This window comes from Falsibacillus pallidus (assembly GCF_003350505.1).
Lineage (GTDB): Bacteria > Bacillota > Bacilli > Bacillales > DSM-25281 > Falsibacillus > Falsibacillus pallidus.
Genome location: NZ_QQAY01000005.1, coordinates 164319 through 181042, shown reverse-complemented (window position 1 = coordinate 181042; position 16724 = coordinate 164319). Strand labels below are relative to the sequence as shown.

Annotated in this window: 11 protein-coding genes; all 11 read left to right on the top strand. The window is 45.0% G+C overall.

The genetic code is table 11. The annotated features are described in order from the left end of the window. Window positions 1–482: 482 nt before the first annotated feature. The 11 genes from DFR59_RS11205 (at window position 483) to DFR59_RS11150 (ending at window position 16720) form a co-directional block, all read left to right on the top strand. Entirely contained in the window at window positions 483–3203 is a 2721-nt protein-coding gene (locus DFR59_RS11205) for a dynamin family protein (protein ID WP_114745723.1), read from the top strand. Between the two features lie 183 nt (window positions 3204–3386). Continuing rightward, on the top strand, window positions 3387–4541 hold the full coding sequence (locus tag DFR59_RS11200; protein WP_114745737.1) for an MFS transporter: 1155 nt from the start codon (window positions 3387–3389) through the stop codon (window positions 4539–4541). Between the two features lie 130 nt (window positions 4542–4671). Continuing rightward, on the top strand, window positions 4672–5526 hold the full coding sequence (locus tag DFR59_RS11195; RefSeq protein WP_114745722.1) for a C39 family peptidase: 855 nt from the start codon (window positions 4672–4674) through the stop codon (window positions 5524–5526). A gap of 86 nt (window positions 5527–5612) precedes the next feature. Beyond that, a complete protein-coding gene (locus DFR59_RS11190; RefSeq protein WP_114745721.1) occupies window positions 5613–6863 on the top strand; it encodes an ATP-binding protein in 1251 nt (416 codons plus the stop codon). Between the two features lie 359 nt (window positions 6864–7222). Then, a complete protein-coding gene (locus DFR59_RS11185; RefSeq protein WP_158538367.1) occupies window positions 7223–8455 on the top strand; it encodes a molybdopterin-dependent oxidoreductase in 1233 nt (410 codons plus the stop codon). A 79-nt stretch (window positions 8456–8534) separates the two neighbouring features. Continuing rightward, complete coding sequence (locus DFR59_RS11180) at window positions 8535–8981, top strand: MarR family winged helix-turn-helix transcriptional regulator (protein WP_114745736.1); 447 nt, start codon at window positions 8535–8537, stop codon at window positions 8979–8981. Between the two features lie 106 nt (window positions 8982–9087). Beyond that, the gene (locus DFR59_RS11175; RefSeq protein WP_114745719.1) at window positions 9088–11100 is read left to right on the top strand and encodes a YhgE/Pip domain-containing protein; all 2013 of its coding nucleotides are present in this window, start codon (window positions 9088–9090) and stop codon (window positions 11098–11100) included. Window positions 11101–11768: 668 nt separating this feature from the next. Beyond that, a complete protein-coding gene (locus DFR59_RS11165) occupies window positions 11769–12524 on the top strand; it encodes a threonine/serine exporter family protein (RefSeq protein WP_114745717.1) in 756 nt (251 codons plus the stop codon). 14 nt (window positions 12525–12538) lie between these two features. Then, window positions 12539–12979, top strand: coding sequence for a threonine/serine exporter family protein (locus DFR59_RS11160; RefSeq protein WP_114745716.1), 441 nt, complete (start codon window positions 12539–12541; stop codon window positions 12977–12979). Between the two features lie 194 nt (window positions 12980–13173). Next, window positions 13174–14913: an ABC transporter ATP-binding protein gene (locus DFR59_RS11155; RefSeq protein ID WP_114745735.1), complete on the top strand. Its 1740-nt coding sequence runs from the start codon at window positions 13174–13176 to the stop codon at window positions 14911–14913. A 7-nt stretch (window positions 14914–14920) separates the two neighbouring features. Beyond that, window positions 14921–16720, top strand: coding sequence for an ABC transporter ATP-binding protein (locus DFR59_RS11150; RefSeq protein ID WP_245948462.1), 1800 nt, complete (start codon window positions 14921–14923; stop codon window positions 16718–16720). Window positions 16721–16724 lie beyond the last annotated feature (4 nt).

The following is a 16724-nucleotide window of genomic DNA, read 5'->3' as shown; positions in this document are numbered from 1 at the left end:
GCAGAGGCCTCCAAGCGGAGTGAAAACGAAGCGCGGAAGAAAAAAAGTACGCCATTTACTTGCATATAAGTGTCTACTTTATTGACAGAAGTCCACTATGCGCCAATCAGGACACCGCATGCGCCAAAATCACCTTCCTTTGCGCCAGTGGCCAGTGGGCAGCTGTCCCCGGTTATCCAATACATAAATTTCATACCGATCGCGTCAGCGTCTTGACAAAATCCGACAAATACCGGGGCGTGACTGTCACCTCACAGGCCCCTCACCTAGAAATACCTGCCATTTATATTAAATACATTACAGAAGGAACACGTAAATGTATCAAAAATGAAAGTGAAATGAAATTTATTGCAAATAATTCTTTGTTAGAATACGAGGATAGCCGTACTATGTGTTTTAATCTTTTTCATATAAGGGTACATAAATGGAAACACGCGAAGTATTTTTACATCATGCAAATTAATTCATCGGGGGACGAAAAGATGATAGAAGGACAATTGATTAGAAAAGTATTCTATGAATCTTATACAGAAGGCAATGAAACAGATCATCCCATCCGGATATTAGGTGAGGAGTATCTGAAGGAACAGGAAAAAGAGGTTCCTGAACTTTCGCATATCCGATATGCGCAAGGCGAAATCTATTTTCACAATAAGGATTTCGAAGCAGCCATCTTTAAGTGGGAGAACATTGTGAATGAGCTGGAGCCGTGGGCGAAAAAGAATACAGCCGACGCCTATTTCGAGCTGGATTTGCTTCCTACAGCAGAAGAAATCTATAAATCCATCAAAACGGAGAATATCGTATTAAATACGGAAATTTCCCTGCAGCTGTTGTCTCTTTATATGGTCAGGGAAAAGCATGAGCAGGCAGACAGGGTAGTGAAAAAAGTGGTTGCCTTGAACCCTGATTATCCGAATGTCACAAAAATCGCAAGGAGTTTCTACGAGAGGCAGCAAGATTGGGAAAGTGCTGTGGAACTGGCAGTGAATGAGGCTGTCCGTACACGTTCCCTCCAGTGGTTTGAAGTCCTGAATGATTATATCGACAGAGGGGCGACGCTGTCGTTCCAGCCTGATTATTTCAAAGAGGCGCTCCACGCTTTGTATGGAATGGACAAAGCTGCATTTGAACGTCTTGCCGCTTCTTTATGGAGAAGCTATGATAAACAGCCGTCCTATATTGCGTGGCTATATTCTATCAATGGACTTTTAAGGGAGTTGGATATAAACCGCGAATACCCATGGCATGAGCTATCAAGGCTGCACAGAGATACTTATATGGACTTGGTCAGCGGACAATATTATATGAAGGAACTTTCTCATGTCCTTCCACAGCTGATTATGAACTGGACGAAACTTTCAGATGCGGAGCAGAGTCTTTTTGCAGGCTCAGCTGCCATGGCTTGGGAAGAAATGTTTCCGGGATCCATTGAATATGCCGCATTGGAAGAAGCAGACCGCTTGATTAAGCATTTACGGGGGGAATTTGACGGTTTGAAGAAGGGGCTGCTTCTCTTCGAAACCATCTGTCTATGGGCAGAGGAAAAAGAATTGACAGTGGCTCAGCGATACAGATGGATGATAAAGGAACTCCTTGACTTCAATGTGAACCACGTATTAATGGCAGGAATGAACGGCAATGGGAAGTCAGCATTCATTAATTCTATTGTTGGGGAGAATCTATTGGGATCTCCGACGCCGTCTGTCATGCTTATTAAAAATGGGGATGAAGTCGAGCTCAATGAACTGACAGAGAATGAGGTTTATTCGATTTCGTCTCTAGAAGAATTTTATGACAGGACGAATGGGACCCTCCCGAAAATGGCCGGGGAGACATTCTATGAAATTAATGTCCCATCTCCTTTCCTGGCACAAAACAAGCTCGCTTTCATTGATACACCAGGAGCTGGCAGCGTTGAACGAAATGAAATTGCGAAGTTCCTCCCAATGGCTGATATCCTTCTCTTTGTAACGAATATCAATACACCTCTTACAAGCGGGGAATGGGAATTCTTGAGAAAACTGAAGAAGAAGGCACCGAAGCTTCAAGTGCATTTCTTGCTGAATAAAGTGGATACCATTTATAACGACCAAGAGGCGCAGCGCATTTTGATGGAAACAAGCGACAGAATTCATACCGAGTTTCCACATTCCCAAGTCTTCCTGTATTCTTCCCTTTATTCCAACACTGGGCAGAAGCAGGAGTGGACACAATTCATCTCCTCTGCATTCAGTTACCGGGATATTGAAGAGGAGCGTACGGAACGCCTATTGAATCTAGTCAAGGACTTCATCCAATATCTCCTGACGAAAAGGGTGGAGATGGAACGCGGCTATGTGCATTCAATCATGTGGGATGAAGAAATGACCAAGAAATTGAATGGAGCCATCCATCAGACCGAGGACCTTGAAAGTGAAAAGGCGGCAGTCATTGCGAACCGTTATCATCAAATAAAAGAGGATGTCCGCGTGGAACTGGCCGAGCGGATTCCGAGGATTTTCAAAGAATGTGCGGACTCCATTCATGAGGACAGTGATTTCAGAGATCTTCATATCAGATTGAATGATGAAATGAACGAAAAGGTGCATCAGGATATCGAGAACCGCATCCTTCCGAAGCTGTATGACTCCTTGCAGGAATGGATCACGTTCGCAAAAGCGGAATTCGAAGACAGCCAAATGCAGCTGTCTGAAATGAGCGATGGGTTCAATACCCTTTATGAGGAAGAAAGAATCATTCTTGAAGGGGACTTCAGGGTACTCGAAGACTGGAGGCGGGATGCTGAAAGGATGACCACCTCCGTGCAAGTGGAAAAGGTCAATATCCTGCTTAAGAACAACCCATCCCAGCTGCTTTTGAAAGGGGCGGGGAAATTATTCGGGGCACTGCCTCAGAATAAGAACATGCTTTATAACAGCTACCGCAGGCTGTTGGAGAATGAGGATTATCAAGAATCCGCCGACTCCATCATTTCGAATTTCATGCTTCAATTCGACCTGTTTGAAAAATCGCTCAAACGCGATGTTTCCTTCTTCTTCAGGGAGCCGATTGCGGTCCTTAAACAAAATGTAGAAGAAACGCTGGCTGTCATTGAAACGAACAAACAACTGCTCGAGAATATGAAAACCAACCCGGAAATATATGAAGATGCACTGACGTTCTATGAGCTGAAAACCAGACAGTATGAACGTATGATTTGATGTTTTTGAAGAGAGGATTGTCTTAATAGGCAATCCTTTTTCTTTGTCTTTAATTTCAAATATGCATTTCCCTCTAGATGTGATAATATTTAGCAATACGAAATAAATCGCACAGTTTTCACGAATCGCAAAAGGGGGAGTATCTTCGTGAAAAAAGATATATTATGGACAAAATCGTTCATCATGCTGATGGCAGGGAACTTATTTGTTTTCATGTCCTTTCAAATGTTGATTCCTACACTTCCGCCTTATATAAAGTCCCTGGGGGCAAACGGGCTTGAAATCGGACTGGTGACAACCCTGTTTTCCATCGGGGCTGTTATCTGCCGGCCGTTTATCGGCTATATGCTGGGGTATCGAACCCGGAAACCGCTTGTGATGGCGGGGATCATTTCCTTGCTTGTCATCACATTTATCTATCCATTGTCCAGCGTTGTCCTCGTCTTTCTTTTATTCCGGTTCATGCATGGTCTTGCCTGGGGCTGGTCAACCACCGTCAACGGAACCGCCGCGGTTGATGTTGTGCCGAATTCGAGACTGGGGGAAGGGATGGGCTATTACGGCCTTTCCATCACCATCGGAATGATTATCGCACCGAGTCTGGGAATCTACTTATTCCAGATTACTAGTTTTTCAAATCTGATCTATATTTCAGGCGCTCTAGGCGTAATGGCTGTTCTGCTTTTGGCCTTGGTCAACTATAAGACGCCGGAAATCGTGAAGAACACGAAAAAAGAAGACTTGCCGTTTTCATATTTCGGCTCCATGATCGAGAAAACAAGCTGGTATCCTGCTTTTATCACGCTGCTCGCGAGCTTCGCCTATGGATCCATTGTGACATTCATTGTCATCTTTGGGGACGAACGCGGGATCCCTCAAATTTTCTTATTTTACTTATTCAATGCTGTGATGGCGACCATTTCCCGTCCGATTTCTGGTAAATATTTTGACCAGCATGGACCTAAGGGGCTTGTCATATTCTGCACGTTCGTTTCCTTTATCGGGATGTGGGTGCTGTCCTTTGCCCATTCGAACATTTTAATTGCAGCAGCAGGAATCTTATTTGGCATCGGATACGGCTCTTTGATTCCGACGCTTCAGTCCTGGACGCTTTCCATCACCCCTGCAAACAAAAGAGGGGTGGCGAGCGGAATGTTTTTCTCTTCCATTGACCTCGGCATCGGGTTGAGCGGACTTGTTTTTGGGATCATCGCTCAATACGTAGAGATCGGAGTTCTATTCCAAATATCCAGTGTATTCATGCTCCTTGCCATGGTCTTCACAATTATGGAAGGCCGGAAAAAACCGCTCCGAAGCCAGCATAACCTTAAGTTTTAATTTCACTCAGCAAAGTGCAAAGAAGGGAAACCTTTTTTGTGCTTTTTTATATTGGTAGAATGTTCAGTAACAATATTCAACCGCGTATGGTAATCTGTTAGTAACTATAATCAGATAAGGATGCTTGAATATGAACTTAAACAAGGGACTCATTTATGTATTAAGCCTGTTGGTTATCATCAGCGTCTTTCTCGGGATTAACTACGATCGAAATGCAGAGATATTAAGAAAAGAATTCATTTCTCTTAAAAGAGGACTGGAAGATAAAAAAGAATCGAAAGAAACCGAACCGAAAAAGAAAGACACAGTCAAGAAGAAAGACGAAGCTGAAAAGAAAGATGCCAAAAACAATAGATTATTGGCGGAAGTTCCTGAAAAAAAGGAGGCAGTACCTGCTGTGACATTTCCATTAGATGTACCGCTTGTCAACCAAATGGACAACCCCAGACTTTATAATGGGTGCGAGATTGCCAGTTTGACCATGATCATGCAGTTCCACGGAATTGACGTAACAAAAAATGAGCTGGCAGAGGCCGTTGAACGGGTGCCCCTTAATTATGCAGATGGAAAGCACGGAAACCCGAATGTTGGATTCGTCGGAGATATGGAGAATGGCCCGGGACTCGGCGTTTACCATGGACCTATTATGAATTTGGCAAAAAAATACGCAGGAGAGCGTGCCAGGGATTTGACTGGACAGCCATTTGAAACGATTCAAAAGGAATTGGATAAAGGCCTTCCGGTTTGGGTCATCACGACTGCCAACTTTGGCCCCGTGGGTGATTTTAAAAAGTGGGAAACCCCGCAAGGTGCCATTGAAGTGACCTATAGTGAACATAGTGTCGCGTTGACCGGGTATGATGAACAGAATATTTATTTAAATGATCCGTATGGGGTGAAAAATCGAAAAGTGAACAAGAATCAGTTCATTCAATCGTGGAACCAGATGGGGAAACAGGCGGTTGTCATCGATAAAGCAGAGTAAATTCGAATTTAGCATAATATTACTATCGCAATCATTCGAATGAATCGCTATAATAAAAGGAAATCATAGGAAAAGTGTGGGGTTTTATGCCAGTATTCTTTACTCAGCTTCTGCCCAATTTATTTTATATATTAGCGACACTTTTTGTCTTTCAGCTATCGGGAGACCGCAATCAGTTTTATGTAGACGAAAAGAAGTTGAAAAGGCGCTATTTCCTTTTCGCCTTCATCTCGATTGTGCTTTGCATTTCCTTTCCAGCCAGGTTCGAACACGGCATCATCTACGACTTGCGATTTATTCCCCTTTTGATCGGGAGCTTCTACGGAGGTCCGGCCATCAGCGCACTCCTCATCGCATTCACAGTGCTATACAGAGCCGTCTTCGGGGGACAGGGGATTTATATGACCCTCATCATATGCGCCATCATCTTTGTTTTAACCATCCTATTTTTCAAAAAATATAATACCTTGAGCATTCGCCACAAAATCATTGCAGCTGTTTTAGTTTCTATCTTTCACTCGGTGGTAGGATTTCTCTTATTTCCGTTGTTTTTTAATAACTATCATTACCAGGAACATATTTATGCAAGCGCTTCGATGGAAGTCGTAGGAATGGGAGTAGTCGTCTATTTAATAGAAGCGATCCGGAGTGCGCGCTACATGCGGGCAAAAGTTCTGCGTTCTGAAAAACTGGAGGTAGTCAGCCACCTTGCAGCAAGCATTTCGCATGAAATCCGAAATCCCATGACAACCACAAAGGGTTTTCTCCAGCTGCTCCAGGGAAGTAAACAAGAGGGAAAGAACTTGGAATATATCAAACTGGCGCTGGATGAATTAAACAGGGCAGAAGGAATCGTCCGGGATTACCTCACTTTTGCCAAGCCCACTCATGAACGAATGGAAACGATGGATCTGAAGGAGCAGACGGAAAAAGTGATTTCCATCCTCAGACCGCTTGCCAATATGAATAGTGTCAGACTCGATCAACGGCTGAAGTCCGTGCCCATCACAGGTGATCAATCCTTGTTTCAGCAATGTATATTGAATCTCCTGAAAAACTCGATTGAAGCCATGCCTAATGGGGGAAAATTGACCATAACCATCGGCTCCTCCGATCAATTGGCCATCATCGATATCCAGGATACAGGGTTCGGGATGACGGATGAACAAATGAGGCGCCTCGGCGAACCTTATTTCACCACAAAGGATCAAAAAGGAACCGGCCTCGGAATGATGGTCGTGTTTAGTGTAATCGAAGCAATGAAAGGCAAGATCCATGTGGAAAGCGAACAGGGGAAAGGTACACGTTTCGTAATCACCATCCCGCTTGATACATAGGCATATTTAAATTTAATCAAACGTTTGATTAAATTAGAAAAGCGGAGCCGGCTGTCCAGAGGCGCCGAGGTTGGACTGAAGCACCACGAGATAAAGGAAACACGGTGAACGAAGTGAACCGATGTTGACTTATCGTAAGTGTGCTGAAGGAAACCTCCCAGCCTCTAGCCGGTGGAGCTGGATCAAGAAAAGCGGACAGTATACCACTCTAAATGTTTATAATTTCTTCTTTTTAAAAAAGCCCAACGCCGGAAATGTGGGCTTTTTTTCATTTTGAGAGCATTATCGTTCCTGTTAAAGAAAAGAGTGGTGGTACAATAAAGTCATTATCAGAATGCGTGGGAAGGCAGGAATCCAGGATGAATGTTAAACTCTTTTTTCAAAGGAATTTAAATTTTGGAAAGCGGCTGGCACGCCTTCACCATTCGAACGCCATTTTATTTTTCGTTCTGACTTTGACGGGCTTCATCTTGTTTTCAACCTCTTTCCGCTCACTTTTTCCCGCTGTCCGGGTAATGGTCAGGGATGTCCATATCTGGATTGGCTTCATCCTTTGCCTTCCACTTCTCTATTATTTGCCGAAAATGGCCAAGCACTTAAGCACTCTCAAGAAAAGAAAACAAAACCGATACAATCTTTATTTAGTCTTGACCATTTTATTGCTGCTGATCGTTTCAGGGGTGTTTTTAACCATCCATAGGCAATTCCCGCCGCAAGTCAGTACTGCAGCTTTATTTATCCATGACTTTGCAACATGGTTCGGTGTCCCATATGTTCTTTATCATAGCGTCACTAGAAGCATGTGGTTCAAGAAGCTGGAGAAAAAGCAGACGGTGCCATCGAAGCAGGATCCAATTGAAATAGATGAAAGGAACCCTCTTTATACAAGAAGGTCGTTCTTAAGGATGACAAGTGCCGCTCTCATTTTTTTAGCATTCCTTCCTGTCATATCGAGATGGTTCAAGTCCTTTATGCCTGCAGCTTCAGGCGGTGGCCCTGCTTTAAATGGGGGCAATGATTTGAAACCGCTCCCTTCACCGAATGCAAGCTCCTCTCCGCCGGTCGGTGGCGGAAGAAAGGGAGAGTTCAGGTATTACACCGTGACGGAAATTCCGAAGATCACCAATGAGAACTTCCGATTTACAGTGGATGGACTTGTTAAGACAAAACAATCGTACAACTGGGAGGAATTCGTTAAGATGCACCGGGATGTACAAGTGAGCGATTTTCACTGTGTCACAGGCTGGAGCGTATATGATGTAACATGGGAAGGCATCCCCTTGAAGAAGATTCTTGAACAGGCCGAATTAAAAGAAAGTGCCAAGTACGTGAAGTTTTATTCGGCTGATGGGGTCTATACAGATACACTCACTATCAAACAGGCAATGATGGAGGATGCGATGGTGGCTGTATTGATCGATGGGAAGCTGATTGACCAGAAGAACGGTGGTCCTGTCCGCTTGATTGTGCCGAAAATGTACGCCTACAAATCCGTAAAATGGCTCAGCCGCATCGAAGTGATCTCCCACAGTCATACCGGCTACTGGGAAGAAAGAGGCTATTCCAAGGATGCGTGGGTCAAATCGATTTAACTTAATACAGCAGAAGTCCTCCACTTTACAGAAATATGGTATTCTGAAAGTGATGATCGTAAGAAATGAGGTAACGGATATGGATTCAAAAGAAACATTCTCTTTTCTTGAACGCGAACTCGCCATGTTTGTCCGGCGGGCTGAGGCGACAAGGATTGCCAATCTTAAATACAATGAAATGGAGCGGTCAACTTATTTGCTCCTCCTTCACTTAGAAGAAAATGGTCCGATGGGCATCAAAGCCTTATCTGAAGCTTTTCAGCTGGACCTCTCTACATTGAGCCGACAAACGGCCGCTCTGGAATCAAAAAATTACGTGGAGCGCAAAACGGACCCTGCGGATGCACGCATCAACCTTCTTTCCATTACGAAAGAAGGACAGACTCAATTAAATGAAGTAAGGGAACAGCGACGTGAATTTTACACACATTTGCTGAAGGAATGGGAAATGGATGATTGTGAAACATTTGCGGTTCTCCTTGAAAAATTCAATCAGACAGTCGTCAGATATAAACGATCAAAATAGCCAATTCACACCTTTTTCAAATCGATGCTTGAATTTTAGATAAAAGGTTGTATAATACAACGTTGTACCATGCAAGCATTAGTTTGAATCGGAGTGATATTGAAATATGAAAGGATTTAAGCTTTTTCTCCAAGATTGGAAGCATATCTTTAAAAATAAAAAAAGTTTGATCGGAATATCGATTCTTCTTTGTATGCCGCTGCTGTACGCAGGGATGTTTTTGGCGGGATATTGGAATCCTTATGGGAGGCTTGACCGTCTTCCGGTAGCAGTGGTCAATATGGATCAGGGGGCCGTGCTTGATGGCGAAGAGCTTCATGCCGGCAAAGACTTGACGGATGAATTGAAAAAAGACCATTCGCTGGACTTCCGTTTTGTTTCAGATCAAAAAGGTGAAAAGGGACTGAAAGACGGCGATTACTATATGAAGGTCGTCATTCCAAAAGATTTTTCAAAAAAGGTGACCACCTTATTGGAAAAGAATCCAGAGCCCGCTCATTTGATTTATAAGACGAATCAGGGAAACAACTTCATTGCAGGACAGATCGGCTCTACAGCCGTTTCGAAATTAAGGGACAGCGTAGGGGATGAAATCACCAAGTCCTACACGAAGAGTGTATTTTCAAGCCTGGAAGAACTTTCACAAGGATTTGCCAAGGCATCGGATGGGGCTAAGAAGCTGGAAGATGGAGCTGGAATGCTGAATTCCGGATTCGGAACCTATACAGATGGTGTCCACAGCTTGGCGGATGGGACTTCCAAACTCGCAGCAGGCTTGAATCCATTGGAAAGTGGAAGCAGGGAGCTCGTTCAAAACATGCAGAAGCTAAACGGCGGGGCTGCAAGTCTGACATCAGGCTTGGGACAGCTTAAGGACGGCAGCAGTCAATTGGCAGCCGGTGCATCATCTGTTCAAAGCGGATTGGATCAAGTAAGTTCATTGGCAAAAGCATCATCACAAGATGTGAGCCAATCAGCGGATGATTCGAAAAGCCTTACAGAACAAATGCAGCAGTTTGCAAAAGATCACCCAGAGCTTGCGGATGACCCTAAAATGAAAGAAATGCTCAATGCCAGCCAGTCGATTTCTCAAAATCTTGCCAAAGCAAATGCAGAACAGGCGGCACAGGCAAATGGAATAGAAAAATTAAAGGCCGGCCAGCAGGAAGTTGCGGGTGGTGCTAAAACCATCAGTGAGAAACTGGCTGAGGCATCAGCAGGAGCCTCCAAAATTTCTGATGGAGCAGGCCAATTAAATGCCGGCATGGAAAAATGGTCAGGCGGCTTCTCGGCATTTGCTGACGGTGTCCAAAAGGCAGACAATGGTGCTCATCAGCTGGATCAATCTTCTGGAAAGCTTGCAGATGGAGTCAATAAACTGAAGGATGGAAGCGGGGAGCTTGCTGTTAAATTGACTGAAGCGGCGGATAAATCATCTGATATCAAATCAAATGATGCCATGGTCAATATGTTCTCACGCCCTGTCCAGCTCGTTGAATCGCAAATGAACAAGGTGCCGAACTACGGAACAGCCATGGTACCGTATTTCTTGACGCTGGGATTGTTTGTCGGAGGACTCTTGGCAGCCAATGTCATCCCGTTCGACCGGAGATCCAAGTTTGGCCATTCCGGCTGGACGCACTTCGTCAATAAAGTGTCACTGTATCTGTCCATCAGCATCCTGCAGACCATCATCGTAGATGCTGTCATATTGTACGGATTTGATATTCACGTCCTCGACCTTCCTCGCTTTATTTTGTTGAGTCTGTTGACATCGTTTATCTTTGCAACGCTCATTTTGATGTTTGTGTCGCTGATCGGGCCTCTTGGGAAGTTTGCAGCTATTACGCTGCTTGTCACCCAACTGGCATCTTCAGGCGGAACCTTCCCTATCCAGCTCGCACCTGACGCGATCAGGGAAATGGGGAAATTCCTGCCGATGACCTATGCAGTCCAGGCATTCCGCAGTGTCATCTCAACAGGCGACTGGACGCGCTATTGGAATGATATCGGAATACTAGTCCTATACATTGCATCGTTCCTTGTGATTGCATTAGTGATGATCCTAATTGCAAACAAGAAAAAGAAAAGCAGCTCAGCCGAACAGCTCACAGCATAATATGTAAAGGGGTATGGACTTTGTCTGTACCCCTTTTATGTGGCTTGCTTAATGGTGGTGATGGGGGCAAAATGAGATGGCGGCAGTGGAGAAATGCCCTTTAGGTAGTGCAGGAGGGGCCCATTGAAGTTACTGTGATGGCGATAAGAATCTGCGAGGGTGCTGGATGGACAGAATGGGGCTGCAATGGGGAAAAATTGCTCTCCAAAGGGGGGCGAGAGGGCCAAAATAAGGTTGGAAGTGGGAAAGAATCTCCCTTGGTAAGTCAAAATGAGGGGAATAGCACGAAAATCATGGTGGATTACAGTCATTCTGAGGGTCTTTGCGCGAGAAATGCTGGCCTTTGCGCTGAATTTCATTGCCTATGCGCGAAACGTCGGCTCCTATGCGCCGGTCAGGAAAGGCTATGCGCCAAAACAGACTTCTTATGCGCGAGTGGCAAAACCTCCTGAGTTCAAGTGGCAAAACCTCCTGAGTTCAAGTGGCAAAACCTCGGTATAGAAACTCCTCTCAACCGACATAGTCCGACAAAAACTGGGGCGTGATAATGCACCACATAAACTGCCGCCCCCTAGCGTACGCCACCCCTTTTTTCAAAAGAAAATTGCCCTCTCGTTTTTAATGTTTTAAACTGTTAAGATAATGAACGACATGATGGAGAGATGTGAATGGAACAACAGATAAAATATGACATTATGGAAGTCTGTCTCCTGGCCGGAAAGATCCTGCTCGAGAGCGGCGCAGAAACGTATCGCGTAGAGGATACAATGATGAGGATTGCTGCATCCTATGGCATATCTCAATCACACAGCTTTGTCACGCCAACTGGGATCATTTTTTCCATTGAAACATCTGAACCGACAAAGACAAAGCTTATCCGGATTTCCGATCGAACAACGGACTTAAAGAAAGTCACAATGGTGAATCGGATTTCACGGAAAATAAGCGGCGGGGATGTCAGCTTGGATGAGGCCTATGAGCTTTTGAAAGATGTTGAAAAGTCCAATCTATCCTTTTCATTTTTTACACAAATTTTGGCTGCCTCTATTTCAAGCGGCTGTTTCCTGATCATGTTTCAAGGAGTTTGGCATGATTTCCTGGCTGCTATGCTTGCAGGGGGAATCGGGTTTTTTGCCTTGGTGTACTTCCACAAGCTTGTCCCCATTAAGTTCTTTGCTGAATTTTTAGCATCGATCATTATTGGCTTAATATCCTATTTCTTTGTGGATACAGGGGCCGGATATGAGTTGGATAAAATCATCATCGGTTCGGTCATGCCCTTGGTACCGGGTCTTTTGATTACGAATGCGGTCCGGGATCTGATGGCAGGACACCTGTTGTCGGGACTCTCAAAAGGGGCGGAAGCATTTCTGACGGCTTTTGCCATCGGTTCAGGAATTGCAGTCGTATTGACTTTTTTATAGGGAGTGAACAAACTATGCTCGTTGAACAGCTGATAACAAGTTTTATCTCTTCTGCTGGATTCGGTATCTTATTTAATGTCCCAAAAGAGTCGATCCTGAAGTGCGGGATCGTCGGGATGATCGGATGGATCAGCTATATCCTATTGACGGATGCCGGCATGGAAATGGTACTGGCGACTGTCCTGGCATCGTTTATTGTCGCGGTCATCAGCCAATTCTTTGCCAAGCTGTATAAAACTCCGATAATCATTTTCACCGTCGGCGGCATCATTCCCCTTGTCCCTGGCGGAATGGCCTACGATGCGATGAGGAACTTCGTCGAGAACGACTACAATTCAGCCATCAACCTGGCAGCCAGGGCATTCATGATCTCGGGTTCCATCGCGATGGGCTTGGTCTTCTCGGAAGTGATCAACCAGATCATCCGTAAATCGAAATTGGGCGTCAAAAGATGAAGCTTTGCCGTTAGTCGGCAGGCTTCTTTTTTATGCGAAATTTCATGTAAATGAATTCTCAAAGTAATCAAAAAAGTATATGATGAAGAAAGATGTTGGTTAGTTTAACTGAAAGCTTTAATTCGAGATATTTAGTGACTTCAGTTCCTTTCATAAAGGAGAGGAGGTTCATACATATGCGTGGAGGAAATGACATGTTTAAAATCAGGACATATATAAAACCTTATCGGATTTCTGCCGGCTTTGCACTATTATTCATGCTTCTGGAACTGGTGGCTGAACTTTGGCATCCGATATTCATGGCGAAAATCATCGATGAGGGAATTCTCCAAAAGGATTTTCCGATTATCTTGAAATGGGGGGGAGTCATGGTTGGACTCTCGCTTATCGGCTTTCTTTCCGGGATCATGAATTCCTTTTTCTCAAGCCATGTCAGCCAGAGTTTTGGCTATGATATCCGCCAAAGTGTATTTTCAAAGATCCAAGCGTTTTCCTTTGCAAACTTTAATCGGTTTCCAACATCTTCGCTGATAACGAGGATGACCAATGATGTGACACAGCTGCAGCAAACCGTGTTTGCAAGTTTAAGGATCATGATGAGAGCGCCGCTTCTCGTACTTGGAGGAGCCATAATGGCTTTGACGGTCAATGTGAATCTCGCATTGATCCTTGTGATTGTTATACCGGCCCTGACACTTTTTCTTATTTGGATGATGCGAAAAGCAGGCTCCTTATTCAGAGGTGTTCAGCAAAGGCTTGACCATGTAAACCTAGTGATGAGGGAAAATCTTATCGGCATTCGCTTGATCCGGGCTTTTTTGAAAAAGAAGCACGAGGTCAATCGCTTTACAGGAGCGAATGAAGAATTAAGGGATAAAACGATTTATGCCTATCGATTGATCGAAGTAACCCTTCCTGTACTTGTGCTGGTCATGAATGTCAGCATCATCCTTATATTGTGGCTGGGCGGAAGAGGGATCGAATCCGGCAGTGCATCCGCAGGGGATGTTGTGGCTGTAGTCAATTATGCGACAAGGGTTTCAGCTGCGATCTCCATGTTCACTTTCATCATCATGAACTTCTCCCGTGCCCAGGCTTCAACACACAGGATCAAGGAAGTCATGGAAACAGAAATCGATTTGACTGAATCAGAAGAATTGCATGAGTCATCGGCCATTACATCTGGCAAAATTGAGTTTGACCATGTCTTCTTCAAATATCCCGGTACAGACGAGGACGTATTGGAGGATGTCACTTTCACTGTCGAACCTGGGCAGAGGATGGCCATCCTTGGCTCGACCGGATCAGGGAAATCATCGCTCTTTCAACTTGTTCCGCGGTTGTATGATACAACTGGCGGGACTGTCCTGATTGATGGCAGATGCGTTGAAAAAATGAAGATTGAAGAGCTGCGGAAGCAAATCGGATTCGTACCGCAGGAAGCACTGCTTTTTTCTGGTACAGTGGCTGATAACATTGCCTGGGGGAAAGAAAACGCCGGGGAAGAGGAAATCTGCAGCGCAGCAAAGGATGCTCAGATCCATGACACGATCATGAAGCTCCCGAACCAATATGACACGGTATTGGGGCAGCGCGGGGTGAATTTGTCAGGCGGCCAGAAGCAGCGCTTATCCATCGCCCGAGCACTTGTCAGAAAGCCGAAGATTCTGATGCTTGATGACAGTACGAGCGCACTTGATTTGAAAACGGAAGCAAACCTGCTTAAGGCGCTGAAAAAATATTCCTGCACCACTCTGATCATTACACAAAAAATCAGTACGGCCCTTCAATCCGATATCATCCTCCTTTTGGAAGACGGCAAAGTGATTGGTAAAGGGACGCATGAGGAATTAATAGAAACATCCCGCTTGTATCAGCAAATTTTTGCATCACAGTTTGGAGAGGAGAGCTTGAAGAATGTCCAGACCTCCTAATCAGCCCATGGGCGGCGCAGTAAGACGAGGGCATCCCCACGGATTCCCTAAAAATAAGGTAAAGCTAAAGGATTGGAAAAGCACCGTATTCAGGATCTGGAGCTATCTGGCAGACAATAAGGGCCTCCTTGCTTTGGTCCTGCTAATGGTTGTCGCGAGTTCTATCCTTGGCTTGCTTGGCCCCTATTTAATCGGAAAAATCATCGACCACAATATCGTCCCGAAGAAAACGGAAGGCTTGACCTTGCTCCTTTCCGGGCTATTTCTAGTGTATGTTTTTTATTCCATCGCTGTTTGGTACCAAAACTACTGGATGATCGGCATTGCACAAAAAACGGTCAATACCATGAGAAAGCAGCTTTTCAGGCATTTGCATGAACTTCCGATCCCATTCTTTGATAAAAGGCAGCACGGGGAGCTCATGAGCCGCGTCACAAATGACATCGAGAATGTCAGCCAAACCTTGAACAGCTCCGTTATCCAAGTATTTTCGAGTGTGCTGACGTTGGCGGGAACCATCATCGTCATGCTTTGGATAAGCCCGCTGTTGACGCTTTGCACATTGATCATCGTCCCATTGATGGTGCTTGGGATGAAGTGGATCACAAACAGGACCGGGAAGCTTTTCAAAGAACAGCAGCGAAACCTTGGTGAATTGAATGGGTTCATTGAAGAGACCATTTCCGGCCAGCGGATCGTCAAGACGTTTTCACAGGAAAAGAAAATGATTGCCGACTTCATGGTGAAAAATGAGAAGCTTAAGAAGTCAGGCTACTGGGCACAGACTTACTCCGGCTTTATTCCGAAACTGATGAACATGCTGAACAACCTCAGCTTTGCCATCATTGCCGGAATCGGGGGGATCTTTGCCTTGAAGGGAAGCATCTCAATCGGTGCCATTGTGGTGTTCGCGGAATACGCAAGGCAGTTTACCAGACCCCTCAATGATCTAGCGAATCAGTTCAATACCTTGTTATCTGCAGTAGCCGGGGCTGAGCGTGTGTTTGAGATTCTTGATGAAGAAGAAGAGGAATCGGATGAAGGAGAGGCGTCGTATCTCCCGATCAAAAAAGGGGAAATTGCCTTCAAGGATGTCACATTCTCTTATGAAAAAGGAAATAAAACAGTCGAAAACATCACATTCCATGTTTCCCCCGGAGAAACGGTTGCATTTGTAGGGCCTACCGGAGCGGGGAAAACGACGATCATCAATCTATTATCCCGTTTTTATCAAGCGGACAGCGGACAGATATTGATCGATGGGCATGAAATCCACACCATGACGCGTGCTTCCCTGCGTGAAAACATGGGATTTGTCCTGCAGGATTCGTTCCTATTTGAAGGGACGATCATGGAGAACATACGATATGGCAAACTTGATGCATCCGATGAAGAAGTAATCGAGTCGGCAAAATTGGCGAATGCCCATACCTTCATCATGAAGCTTCCGCAAAAATACAATACGGTATTGAAGCAGGACGGCAGCGGAATCAGCCAGGGGCAGAAGCAGCTGCTCTCCATTGCCAGGGCATTGCTTGCTGATCCGACTCTCCTAATATTGGATGAGGCGACAAGCAGCATCGATACCATTACAGAGGTAAAAATCCAGGAAGCCCTTCAGCGTCTGATGAAAGGCAGGACGAGCGTAGTCATTGCCCACCGCTTGAATACCATCCAGAAAGCGGACCAGATTTTCGTTCTTTCCGATGGCAGCATCATCGAAAGAGGTTCTCACCAGGAATTGCTGAATCAAAACGGCTTCTACGCCGAACTATTCCAAAATCAGCTTCAGAATGGGGCGATGTGATAGG

Excerpts from the sequence above, each read along its gene's own strand:
- DFR59_RS11175 (WP_114745719.1), top strand. The coding sequence starts at position 9,088 with ATGAAAGGATTTAAGCTTTTTCTCCAAGATTGGAAGCATATCTTTAAA.
- DFR59_RS11185 (WP_158538367.1), top strand. The coding sequence starts at position 7,223 with ATGAATGTTAAACTCTTTTTTCAAAGGAATTTAAATTTTGGAAAGCGG.
- DFR59_RS11190 (WP_114745721.1), top strand. The coding sequence starts at position 5,613 with ATGCCAGTATTCTTTACTCAGCTTCTGCCCAATTTATTTTATATATTA.
- DFR59_RS11205 (WP_114745723.1), top strand. The coding sequence starts at position 483 with ATGATAGAAGGACAATTGATTAGAAAAGTATTCTATGAATCTTATACA.
- DFR59_RS11165 (WP_114745717.1), top strand. The coding sequence starts at position 11,769 with ATGGAACAACAGATAAAATATGACATTATGGAAGTCTGTCTCCTGGCC.
- DFR59_RS11200 (WP_114745737.1), top strand. The coding sequence starts at position 3,387 with ATGCTGATGGCAGGGAACTTATTTGTTTTCATGTCCTTTCAAATGTTG.
- DFR59_RS11160 (WP_114745716.1), top strand. The coding sequence starts at position 12,539 with ATGCTCGTTGAACAGCTGATAACAAGTTTTATCTCTTCTGCTGGATTC.
- DFR59_RS11195 (WP_114745722.1), top strand. The coding sequence starts at position 4,672 with ATGAACTTAAACAAGGGACTCATTTATGTATTAAGCCTGTTGGTTATC.
- DFR59_RS11155 (WP_114745735.1), top strand. The coding sequence starts at position 13,174 with ATGTTTAAAATCAGGACATATATAAAACCTTATCGGATTTCTGCCGGC.
- DFR59_RS11150 (WP_245948462.1), top strand. The coding sequence starts at position 14,921 with ATGGGCGGCGCAGTAAGACGAGGGCATCCCCACGGATTCCCTAAAAAT.
- DFR59_RS11180 (WP_114745736.1), top strand. The coding sequence starts at position 8,535 with ATGGATTCAAAAGAAACATTCTCTTTTCTTGAACGCGAACTCGCCATG.